This is a genomic window from Microbacterium sp. (assembly GCF_035554235.1).
In the GTDB taxonomy this organism is placed as follows: domain Bacteria; phylum Actinomycetota; class Actinomycetes; order Actinomycetales; family Microbacteriaceae; genus Microbacterium.
The window spans coordinates 1-11,105 of sequence record NZ_DATMIO010000003.1; the positions used below are offsets into that span (position 1 = coordinate 1).

At 68.5% G+C, this 11,105-nt stretch carries 11 protein-coding genes and 1 tRNA gene; 4 read left to right on the forward strand and 8 right to left on the reverse strand.

The window, feature by feature from the left end:
• Positions 1-1,428 (forward strand): phytoene desaturase family protein (locus tag VNT50_RS00040; protein ID WP_325483065.1); only part of this gene is annotated, 1,428 nt, incomplete at its 5' end.
• A 5-nt stretch (positions 1,429-1,433) separates the two neighbouring features.
• Here the strand turns inward: VNT50_RS00040 and VNT50_RS00045 are convergent.
• On the reverse strand, positions 1,434-2,366 hold the full coding sequence (locus VNT50_RS00045; protein ID WP_325483066.1) for a hypothetical protein: 933 nt from the start codon (positions 2,364-2,366) through the stop codon (positions 1,434-1,436).
• Positions 2,367-2,541: 175 nt separating this feature from the next.
• Positions 2,542-3,396: an NmrA family NAD(P)-binding protein gene (locus VNT50_RS00050; RefSeq protein WP_325483067.1), complete on the reverse strand. Its 855-nt coding sequence runs from the start codon at positions 3,394-3,396 to the stop codon at positions 2,542-2,544.
• 95 nt (positions 3,397-3,491) lie between these two features.
• Between VNT50_RS00050 and VNT50_RS00055 the strand changes: the two genes are divergently transcribed.
• Positions 3,492-3,860: a winged helix-turn-helix transcriptional regulator gene (locus VNT50_RS00055; RefSeq protein ID WP_325483068.1), complete on the forward strand. Its 369-nt coding sequence runs from the start codon at positions 3,492-3,494 to the stop codon at positions 3,858-3,860.
• Between the two features lie 47 nt (positions 3,861-3,907).
• On the opposite strand, the gene VNT50_RS00060 is transcribed toward VNT50_RS00055, so the two are convergent.
• From VNT50_RS00060 to VNT50_RS00075, 4 genes are all read right to left on the reverse strand, one after another.
• Positions 3,908-3,989, reverse strand: a tRNA-Tyr gene (locus VNT50_RS00060).
• A 162-nt stretch (positions 3,990-4,151) separates the two neighbouring features.
• The gene (locus VNT50_RS00065) at positions 4,152-5,069 is read right to left on the reverse strand and encodes a PfkB family carbohydrate kinase (protein WP_325483069.1); all 918 of its coding nucleotides are present in this window, start codon (positions 5,067-5,069) and stop codon (positions 4,152-4,154) included.
• Positions 5,066-5,560, reverse strand: a complete 495-nt coding sequence (locus VNT50_RS00070) for an FBP domain-containing protein (protein ID WP_325483070.1) — start codon at positions 5,558-5,560, stop codon at positions 5,066-5,068. The genes VNT50_RS00065 and VNT50_RS00070 overlap by 4 nt, the downstream gene beginning before the upstream one ends.
• Positions 5,561-5,654: 94 nt before the next feature.
• Complete coding sequence (locus VNT50_RS00075; protein WP_325483071.1) at positions 5,655-6,557, reverse strand: bile acid:sodium symporter family protein; 903 nt, start codon at positions 6,555-6,557, stop codon at positions 5,655-5,657.
• A 130-nt stretch (positions 6,558-6,687) separates the two neighbouring features.
• Between VNT50_RS00075 and VNT50_RS00080 the strand changes: the two genes are divergently transcribed.
• Positions 6,688-7,176 (forward strand): YajQ family cyclic di-GMP-binding protein, encoded by a 489-nt coding sequence (locus VNT50_RS00080; RefSeq protein WP_325483072.1) that lies wholly within the window; start codon positions 6,688-6,690, stop codon positions 7,174-7,176.
• A gap of 222 nt (positions 7,177-7,398) precedes the next feature.
• On the opposite strand, the gene VNT50_RS00085 is transcribed toward VNT50_RS00080, so the two are convergent.
• The gene (locus tag VNT50_RS00085; protein WP_325483073.1) at positions 7,399-7,596 is read right to left on the reverse strand and encodes a hypothetical protein; all 198 of its coding nucleotides are present in this window, start codon (positions 7,594-7,596) and stop codon (positions 7,399-7,401) included.
• A 279-nt stretch (positions 7,597-7,875) separates the two neighbouring features.
• Here VNT50_RS00085 and VNT50_RS00090 point away from each other — a divergent pair, with 279 nt between their 5' ends.
• Positions 7,876-8,463, forward strand: coding sequence for an NYN domain-containing protein (locus tag VNT50_RS00090; protein ID WP_325483074.1), 588 nt, complete (start codon positions 7,876-7,878; stop codon positions 8,461-8,463).
• Between the two features lie 373 nt (positions 8,464-8,836).
• Here the strand turns inward: VNT50_RS00090 and VNT50_RS00095 are convergent.
• On the reverse strand, positions 8,837-11,105 hold a 2,269-nt coding region (locus VNT50_RS00095; RefSeq protein WP_491715925.1), incomplete at its 5' end, for a DUF7927 domain-containing protein.

Genomic DNA, 11,105 nt, shown 5'->3' on the forward strand with positions numbered 1-11,105 from the left:
GGGGTCGACGCGAACCTGTCTCGCTACTCGTACCTCGTCAGCCTCCTGCCGCGGCGGATCATCGACGACCTCGGACTCCGCATCGCGCTGCGCCGCCGACGGTACTCGTCCTATACGCCGGATCCAGCAGACCCGGCGCGCGGCATCCTGGTCGATACTCACGATGCCGCGGCGACCGCCCGCTCGTTCGCCCGTGTCACCGGCGACGGCGGCGAGGCCGAACGCTTCGCCGCGTTCTACGAGCGCATCGCCCCGCTGGCGCGCGCGCTGTTCCCGACGCTCACCGAGCCGTTGCTCACGCCCTCCGAGGCGCGCGCCCGCGTCGGCGACGACGAGCTGTGGGATGCGATCATCGAGCGCCCCCTCGGCGCGACGATCCGCGACGCGGTGAAGTCCGACATCGCCCGCGGCATCGTGCTGACCGACGGCCTCATCGGGACGTTCGCGAGCGCCGACGAGCCGACCCTGCGCCAGAACCGGTGCTTCCTCTATCACGTCATCGGCGGCGGCACCGGGGACTGGGACGTACCGGTCGGCGGCATGGGGCGCGTCTCCGCCGAACTGGAGCGAGCCGCGCGCGCGGCCGGCGCCGACGTGCGCACGCGCGCGCCCGTGACCGCGGTTTTGCCGGACGGCGAGGTGCGCACGGCGGGCGAGCACCCCACGGTGGTGCGCGGGAGGCTTGTGCTGAGCGGGGTCGGCCCGTCCGTGCTGGCGGGTTTGCTGCGGGCCGGCGGTGAAGCGGCCGACGCCGAGCGACCCGCCGGTGCGCAATTCAAGGTCAACATGCTCCTGCGGCGCCTGCCGCGGCTGAAGGACGCGGATGTCGCCCCCGAGGCCGCCTTCGCCGGCACGTTCCACATCAACGAGACGATGGCACAGCTGGAGGCCGCGTACACCCGCGGCGTGGCAGGCCTCATTCCCGACCCGCTGCCCGCCGAGGTGTACTGCCATTCGCTCTCGGACCCGAGCATCCTGGGACCCGAGCTGCGCGCAAGCGGCGCCCAGACGCTGACGCTGTTCGGGGTCCAGGTGCCGCACGCCCTCGCGGCCGACGCCGCCGATGCCGACGCCATCCGGGCGACACTGCTGGCGGCCGCCGAGCGCTCGATCGAGTCGGTGCTGGCCGAGCCCCTGTCATCCGTGCTGTACGAGGCCCCGGACGGGGCGCCGTGCATCGAGGGGCGCACGACCGTCGATCTCGAGGTGTCGCTCGGGATGACGGGAGGCGACATCTTCCACGGGTCGCTGTCATGGCCATGGGCCGAAGGTGACGGCACCGCGACCGGCCCCGCCGCGCGGTGGGGCGTCGCGACCGACCACGCCCGCGTGCTCGTGTGCGGCTCGAGCGCGCGGCGCGGTGGTGCGGTCAGCGGCATCGGCGGACACAACGCGGCGATGGCCGCGCTCGAGATGCTCGGCCGCTGAGCGACTCAGGACTGCGGCGGGCGCGGCGGCAGCGGGGGCGGCGGCGGGTATCCGCTGTCTCCGCCGGTGGGTGCCTGCACCGGGGGCACGGGCGGGGCGACCGGGGCTGCCGGTGTCGACGCGGGGGGCGCGGAGAAGGACGGGTAGCCCGTGTAGTACGCATTCCAGTCCGGCGTCCCGTCGGGCAGCACCGGAAGCGGCGTCACCCCGTCGACGTAGGTGGGCCACTGCGGCTGCACCGCGGCCGGGTAGTGCTGCCGCGGCCCGGTCGTCTTCGGCGCGTTGAGGGCGTTCACGAGCGGGATGAGCGCCGTGCCCACCGCCACGAGGATCGCGAGGGCGATCACGAGGCGCCAGTAGAAGTCGGCGTATTCGATCTCGCGGGGGAACATCAGCGGCACCAGCAGCATCACGGCGAGGATCGCGAGGAAGGCGATCGTGATCATCGCCACCACGCTCGTGAACGTCGTGACGTGCCGCGCGTGCGCCCTGAGGTAGAGGCGCACGTGCAGCAGCGCGAGGCGCAGCACGAGCACGATGCCGATGAACTCGAAGAACCGCGTGACGCCGTTGTCCCACGCCGACCAGTCCAAGTCGCCGAAGGAGTCGCGCACCGGCATCCAGATCTTCAGCGCTCCGGCGAGGAGCGCGATCACCCACGCGACCATGCTCGCGATGACGTACCAGTCCGGCCTGCGCGGTGCGACGTGCGCGTCGTAGAGCGCCGCGCCCGCGAAGGCCGCGAGCAGCAGGATGGTCAGGAACGCGCGGCCCACGATGCCGTTCCCCGGACCGACCAGCACCCAGATGACGCAGACGATCGCGGCCGCGATGAGTGCGCCGATCGCGATCCACACGGCGCCGCGCATCAGGCTCGGTCGTGTGGATGCGTCTTCGGGCGTACCGGCGGGGCGCAGGTCGGGCGGGGGCACAGTCATGGTGGTCCTCTCGTACGGGGGGCGACCCCCGTGCTCATCCTGACACGGCGCGATCCGCGCGCGACAGAGCCGCGGCATCCTGTGGAAAGAGCGCCCCGCGCACCCGCTGTGCAGGAGACCGTCCCGATCGCGATCACGCTGGCCCGGTCAGCCACCTGACGCGGACCGCGAATCCCTACACCAGGGAGCGCAGCCCTTCGGCGAGCGGGGTGGTCGGGCGGCCGATGAGACGCGAGAGGGTGCCGTCGGTGTCGGCGAGCGCGCCACCGCGGATGCCGGCATCCAGCGCCGTGACGAAGCCCGCGGTCCCGGCATCCAGTCCCGCGCCGGCGAGCGCCGCGGCGTGGTCGTCCGAGCTCAGCGCGACGTACTCGACCGGGCGGCCCGTGACCTCGGCCATGGCGGCGGCGAGATCCTCGAAGTCCCAGGCGACATCGCCTCCGAGCTCGTAGACCTCGCCGATGTGCCCATCGGCGAGCAGGACGGCGGCCGCGGCATCCGCGTAGTCTGCCCGACTCGCCGACGCGACCCTCCCGTCGCCGGCACTTGCGGCCACAACGCCGGTCTCGGCCGCGCGGGCGAGGTCGGGCGCGTAGTTCTCGGTGTACCAGTTGTTGCGCAGGATGACCGCGGGCAGGCCCGCCGCGGCGATGGCCTCTTCGGTCGCCTTGTGCTCCGGAGCGAGCACGAGGTCGGTCGTCGTCGCCTTCGGCGCGCTCGTGTAGACGAACTTCTGCACGCCGGCGACGGCCGCCGCATCGATGACGACCTGGTGCTGGGCGGCGCGCTTGCCGACCTCGGAGCTGGAGATCAGCAGCACGGTGTCGATGTCTTCGAGAGCGGATTTCACGACGGCGGCGTCGTCGTAGTCGAAGGGCACGACGCGGATGCCGCGCGCGGCGAGATCGGCGGCCTTCGACGCGTCACGGGCACCGGCGACGATGGACCGCGGCTCGGCGCCGCGGGCGAGGAGGCTGTCGATGACGAGGCGGCCGAGCCGGCCGGTGGCACCGGTGATGAGGATGGTCATGGGAGGTCCTTTCGTTGGAGTGACGAACGGTCCAGCGCTCCTACTCCCGATAACCTTCCCGCTGGCGGGTACCCACTTTCGGGTAAGGTACCTACATGGCGGTGAGTTTTGCGGAGATCAGGGAGTCGTCCGAGGGAGTCTTCACCGATGGCTGCGGCACCCGGGTCGTGCTCGATCACATCATGAGCAAGTGGGGCGTGCTCGTGCTGGCGTCGCTGTCGGATGGCACGCGGCGCTGGGGCGAGCTGCGTCGCGAGGTCGACGGCATCAGCGAGAAGATGCTCGCCTCGACCCTCAAGACGCTGAGCGCCGACGGGCTCGTGCACCGGGAGTCGTTCCCGGCCGTCCCGCCGCACGTCGAGTACAGCCTCACCGACCTCGGCCGCGACCTCATGGCCCGGATGCTGCCGCTCGTCGAATGGGTGGCCGTCAACGCCGACGCGATGCTGGGCCGCGACGACTGACCCCTTGTCCCGAACGACGAAGGCGCCCCGCGAGGGGCGCCTTTTCGTGGCGAGTGAGGGATTCGAACCCCCGAATGCAGAGCAGTCTGATTTACAGTCAGATCCCTTTGGCCGCTTGGGTAACTCGCCATCGCGCACCCGCCCGACTTGTACAGACGATCGGAGACGCGAGTAGTCATATTACTCCGCGGGGCAGGGCTCCCGAAATCGGAGAGCGTGGCCGGGTCTCGCGCGGCTGATCTTCGCGTGCGCTGCGCGAATTCACGCCGCGCGAGCAGGTGCAGCGCGAGCTCAGGTGCCGAGCGATTCCAGGTCGACGTCGGCGAGCGCGGAGGGCAGGCGCAGCAGAGCGCCCTCGAAACGGCACGTCGCGGCTGCGACATCCATCGCCCGCTCCAGCGCTTCGGCCCACTCGTCATCGCCCGCCGGCGGGCCTTGCACGAGCGATGCCACCGACGCGGCCAGCGTCGCGTCGCCACCGCCCATCGTGTCGATGATGCGCCCGGGCAGCACCGAGATCGGGCGGGTCACGACCACGTCGCCGGTTTCGAGCGTCGCGCCCGCCGCACCCTGCGTGGCGAGCACGGCGCGCGCGCCGAGGTCGACGAGGCGCGCCCGAAGCTCGTCCAAGGGGACGCCGTAGAGCAGCTGGGCGTCGTCGTCGCCGACCTTGATGAGGGCCGCGCCGGGCACGACCTGTTCGAAACCGCGCACGAACTCCGCGCGATCGGTCATCATTCCCGAGCGCGGATTGGGGTCGATCGCGACCGCAGCGCCCCGCAGCGCCTCGGCGAGTTCGAGGGTCTGCGCCACATCGTCGAAGGGGAAGCAGCTCACGACGACGTAGGGGGCCGCGGCGATGGCTTCGCGCTCGGCATCACCGATGCGGATGCGGCGCGCCTGCGCCGCCCGGTTGAAGACGTACTCCGGCTCCCCCGCGCCCGACCGGACGCTGACGGCCCGCGACGTGCCATGGGGCGACGGCGACGGGATGAGCACCACGCCGAAATCGTCGAGGTACGCGCGGATGTGCGCGCCGTCATCGTCGTCGCCGACCATCGCGATGAGGGATGTCGGTACGCCGAGCCGCGCGAGGCCCACGGCGACGTTCAGCGCCGCTCCCCCGACGAACTCCCGCACACCGCGGTCGTCGCGCAGTTCATCGATCAGGGCGTCGCCGATGACGACGACCCGGTTCTGCTCGCTCATGCCGCGGCACCTTCCAGGATCTTCTCGACGAACGCCTCGGTGCGCTGCCGGGCCCCGTCGATGCGCCGGTCGACGCTCGCGCGCACCTCGCTCGGGGCGAGCGGAAGGGCGAGGCGCACGTTCTCGTGGCACGAGAGGTCGGCGCAGATGTACGTGCCGATGCTGTCACCGAGTTCGCCCGCGGGCAATGCCCGGCGCGCGGTGAAGAGCGCCACTTGGTCGGACGGCTGCATCGTGTGGCATATGTTGCAGAGAGCGGATCGGGCCCGCGACGTGCCGTCGGCCGCCCTCAGCACGACGCCCGTCGGGTGCCCCAGATGGTCGGTGACGAGGTAGCCCCGGCCTCGCGAGCGCGGGTCGCGCCAGGCGAAGAAGTCCAGATGGTCCCAGTCGGTGAGCACGAAGTCCGCGGGCAGGGCCGCGAGGCGCCGTTCGTCCGCGTCTGCGTTCACGAACGACGCGCGCAACTCGGATTCGCTCAGCGGATACATGGCACCACGCTGCCAATCTGTGAAGGGATCGCCAGTCTGCGAAGGGGATGCCAGTCTATGAGGGGTTGCCGATCTGCGAACGGAGCGCACCCCGCTACGAGCGAGCGGATGCCTCGGGCTCGGCCGCGACGGCGGCATCGGGATCCGAACCCGCGCGCTCACGGATGAGGAATCCGAATCCGAACGCGAGAAAGAACATCAGCACCCCGTACACAGCGGCCGGCAGGCTGAGCTCGACGGACCCGAGCACGCTCTGCGCGATCACGATCGCGAGGGTCGCGTTGTGGATGCCGATCTCGAACGACGACGCGATCGCCTGGCGCCTGCCGACGTTCAGCCAGCGCGGCACGAAGTAGCCGATCGCCAGGCTGATCAGGCAGAAGGCGATCGTGATGAGGGCGAGCCTCGCGAAGTTGTCGACGAGCAGCGCCCAGTTCGAAGCCACGGCGCCCGCGATGACGATGACGAGCACGATGACCGAGACGATGCGCACCGGCTTGTCCATGCGGTCGGCGAAGCGCGGCCACAGGCGGCGAACCAGCATGCCCGCGGCGACGGGGAGCAGCACGATCGCGAACACCTCGATGACCTTCGCCCACTGCATGCCGAGCTGGTCATCGAACGGCTCGAAGTACCAGATCGCGAAGTTCGTGATGAGCGGCAGCGTGATCACGGCGATCACCGAGTTGACCGCCGTCAGCGAGATGTTGAGGGCGATGTCGCCGCGGAACAGGTGGCTGTAGAGATTGGCGGTCGTGCCGCCGGGCGAGGCTGCGAGCATCATCATGCCGACCGCGAGCACCGGGGGAAGCTGGAAGGCGAGAACGAGTCCGAAGCAGATGGCGGGCAGCACGATCAGCTGACAGACGAGCGCAATGAGCACCGCCTTCGGCTGCTTCAGCACCCGCGCGAAATCGGCGACGGTGAGACTGAGGCCCAATCCGAACATGATGATTCCGAGGGCGACGGGCAATCCAATGGTGGTCAACGCTGACATGGGACTCAGTATCGCGTATGCGCGGACCGAGTGCCTACCCCTGTGGAGGGCGGGAATCCGAAATCTGGTGAGCGCTCGCCGGTTTCTTCGGGCGCGACCCCGAATTCGGGCCGCCGACTAGAATGCCGACATGGCTGATTCATCATTCGACATCGTCAGCAAGGTCGACCACCAGGAGGCGGACAACGCGCTCCAGCAGGCGCGCAAAGAGGTCGAGCAGCGCTACGACTTCAAGGGCACCGGCGCCTCCATCGAGTGGAGCGGCGAGGCGATCCTGATCAAGGCGGGCACTGAGGAGCGGGCCAAGGCCGTGCTCGACGTCTTCGAATCGAAGCTCATCAAGCGCGGCATCTCGCTCAAGAGCCTCGAGTCGGGCGAGCCGGCGGCCAGCGGCAAGGAGTTCCGGATCACCTCGACGCTCAAAGACGGCATCTCCCAGGAGAACGCGAAGAAGATCGGCAAGATCATCCGCGACGAGGCGCCCAAGTCGGTCAAGTCGCAGATCCAGGGCGACGAGCTCCGCGTGCAGTCGAAGAGTCGCGACGACCTGCAGGCGACGATCGCACTGCTCAAGGGCGCCGACCTCGACGTCGACCTGCAATTCATCAACTTCCGCTAAACGGGTCCTCTGACCTGGGCTTTTCCTGTTTCAGTCCGCACGGAGTCCGCAGAAGCAATCACTTCCGCCATGAACGAGGCTGTAGCAGTTCGCGTCTTATCCTCCGCAGATGGCCACAAATGGCTGTAGACGTTGAGAGTGATCGACGGCTGAGCATGCCCCAGAGCGCGCTGCACCGTAACGACATCGCAGCCTGACGCGATGAGGTTCGCGAGGCACTCCTCAAAGGTCGGCATCAGCCGCCCGATTCACCATGCTCGCCCTGGACGTTTCGATCTGTCTGGTCAGGTCTTCAACTGACGGCCCGCCGGGATGCCACGCACGCTCGGCCGCTTCGCGAGCGGTGAGCTTCGACGAGATCGCGTGTGCTTCATTCACCACCCGCCCGAGATCCCTGAGAGCCTGCTCACGCGTCTTCACCGCCCGACTGTATCGGAGAGCCCGGGCTCGTCACACACCCGCCCCTGGAGGTGGCAGCCACCGGCGTACCCTATGCGGATGGGCTCGTTCTCCGTTCGCGACCTCTCCGAGGCGTGACGGGCGGGGGCGGCCTGTCTACCGGAAACACCAGTCGAATGTATCGACTAAGGTCTCTGTAAAGGGTTTGGATCCGGGCTACATATGTGTCTATGATCGGGTTATTGCTCCCCGCCCTCCGCTATGCGGACTGGCGGGGCTTTTCTTACCGGGGGAGGCACGTTGGCGACCGCCCATGTCTTCGTCGACTACCAGAACGTCCATCTCTCAGCGTTCGAGTGCTTCGCCCGCTATCACGAGGCCAAGCACGATTATCTGGTGCACCCGGCCCGTTTCGCTGACCAGGTGTGCGCCGCGTGGACCACTCAGCACGGCGAGGAACTGACTGCCGAGAAGATCACGATGTACCGCGGCCTTCCCGACCCACGGAAGGAAGGCAAGGCGAACTCTCGAGTTCTTCGCCAGCACTCCATGTGGAAGAGGGACACGCGCGTTGTCGTCGAGACGCGACCGCTGAGATACCCGCGTGACTGGCCGGATACCCGCGCACAGGAGAAGGGCGTCGACGTGATGATGGCACTCGCTATCGTCCGGTGCGCCCTAGCCAAGTCGTGCGACAGGATTATCGTCGCAACCCGTGACACTGACATGCTTCCCGCCATCGAGATGGCCGAGGTCGAGAACCCGGGTTCCATCGTGATCGCGACGTGGGACGGAAACAGCGTCCTCCGGACGACGCCCCCGGTGCCAACCGTGCAGCTCGGTCAGCAGGCGTTCAACAAGAGCCGGGACACCAACATCTACTCGTAACGTGCAGTCCGCACGGAGTCCGCAAACCCATCTCCAATCAACTGGATTCGACTGAACTCAATCGGGTTCGAATGCACCTAGATCCGCATGGTTCCGTGCTTCATCTGTAGCTACCTGCACTCACCTGCAGTCCGCCTACCGTTCATCAACTTCCGCTAGCGCTCGCCCCGACCTGGGATTTTCTGACTTCCGTCCGGAGAGAGTCTGCGGAATCCGCGACGGAGGCCATGAAGGGCCACCGGTCCATCCATGATCCGGCCCGCTCCGCCCATGCGATCCGTCCGGCGCGGGGGTCGACGTACCGGCCGGTGGGCACCGGCTCGAGCCGCCGCCCGGTGCATGACCAGGCGGCGGCTGTCGAGTCTCAGTCCTGTTACAGCTTGCGAGGCCGCCGCCACCACATCAGTCCGCCGAACACGATCAGCAGCAGGGCGCCCAGCAGACCGGGACCCCAGATGCTGCTGCCGGTGACGGCCAACCGGGTGACCAGCGTCGATGTGGTCGCCTCGCCGGCACCGGGCTGTCCGTCGAGGGCGAGTGCCACAAGGGTCGGGTCGGAGACCACGAGGTTCTCCAGCACGGCCCCGTCCGGTGCGCTGGCCGCGACCCGCACCGCGTAGGTGATGGTTGCGGTCTGTCCCGCGGTGAGGCCGCCGACCCAGGTCAACGTCGTGCCCGTGACCGCGACAGTTCCGGTGTCCGCCGCGGCGTCGCCGAGGTAGCTCGCATTGTCGAGGACCTTCGAGAGGTCATCCGTGATGACTGCCGGATCGCCGGCAGGGATGTCGACCTCGCCGGTGTTGGTCACCGTCACCGTGTAGTGCGCAGTGCCGCCCGGCTCGATCGTCCCCTGCGCCACCGACTTGGTCACATTCAGCGCCGGCAACTGCGTCTGCGTCACAGCACACGACGGTTCCGCGCATGCGTCACCGGTCGGCGTGAGAGGGTCATCTTCGATCGGCAGCGCCGCGAACACGGTGTTCACCAGTTCGGCGTTCCCGCCGTCGGCGATAGTGACCGTGTACGTGATCGTGACGCTGTCGCCCGCCTGGAGAGGCGCGGATGCCCGGTACTCAGGCAGCCCCGTGTACGCGATCGTCGCGACATCCGGTGCAACGGCCGGACCGGTCGTGAGCTGGGCATCGTCGAGGACGTCGGTGAGGTCATCCCACACGACCGCCGGGAACAGCGCGGTGAAGTCGCCTTCGCCCACGTTCTCCATCGTCACCTCGTAGACCACCGTGTCACCGATGCGCAGCACCGGATCCGAGGGCGTAGCCGCCTTCGTGACCTCGAGCTCCGGGACCAGGATGTCGGCCTGCGCGACCGCGTCGGTCGCAATGACGCCATCGACACCGGACTCGACCGTGGCGGTGTTGCCCCACCCGCCGGTGGCGCTTCCCTGGTCCGCGGGCAGCAGCGCGCGCACCGTCACGTCGAACACGTGGATCGCGTTCGACGGCAACAGGGTGCCATCGGCCACCAGCTGAGTCTGAGACTCGCCATCCCAATCGGCTTGCACCGTGGGCGAACCGTCGCGGCCCGCCGCCGATTCGACCGTGATCTGCGTGCCGACCGGGAAGTCCAGCTCGTCGACCAACCCGTAGCTCAGCGGCACGAGCGAGGGGTTCGTCACCGTCATCGTGTAGGACAGCAACCACGAACCATCCGCCTGCTGTGTCGGAGCGCCGTTGATCTCCTTGGTGACCCCCGGGTCCCACGCCTGAGCGCAGATCTCCGATGAAGCGGACGCGACCTCCGAGCCGACGACGGCCGAGTTGCCGAAACCAGTGCCGGTCTCACCGGGGTCCAGCACGCAGTCTCCCGCGGGCTGATCACCGGTCACCGCGCCCGAGTCGATCACGGCGCGCACGGTGTAGGTGTGCGAGCCCGCCGCCGGAAGCAGGATGTCCTCGGCGATCGTCAGGGCATCAGTGCCGTTCCAGTCGGGCTCGACCGTGACCCCGTTCGGTTGGGCGGTGATGGTCGCCGGCGCCGCGAGCTCGATGCCCTCGCCAAAGGCGAACTCGTCATCGAGCGAGTACTCGCTCGCCGCGGTCGCAGACGGGTTGGCTACGGTCACCCGGTACAGCAGCAGCCACGTACCGTCGGCTTGCTGCTCCTGCGACAGCACCGACTTCGTCACACCCGCCAGGGGCACCTCCGGCACGTTGGCACATGCCACCGCCCCTGAGATGCGCGTGCCGACGGCGAGCTCGACCTCGTTGAACAGACCGCCAGGACCCTGCGCAGGATCGCACTGGGCCCCGTCGGTGAGCCCGGCGGGCACTATGAACTCCACGGTCACGGTGTAGACCTGGATCGCCGGATCCGCGTCGCTCGCCGCCGCACCGATACCCGCCGTGGCGATCGTCGTGTCGGTGTCGCCATCGAACCCAGCGTTGGGAGTGATTCCCGCCGGCGCGTCCACCGCGACACTCACGACCTCCACGTCGGCAGGGAAGCCCAGCTCATCCGTGAGCGTGTACGGAACGTTACCGACAGTGGTCGTCGAACGGTTCTTGATGGTGATCTCGTACTCCAGCGTCCAGATCCCCGTTTCCGGATCCTGCGCCGGCTCACCCACGGTCGTCTTGACCGCACTCGGATCGTTGATCGGCTCGCACGCCGACGAGAACACC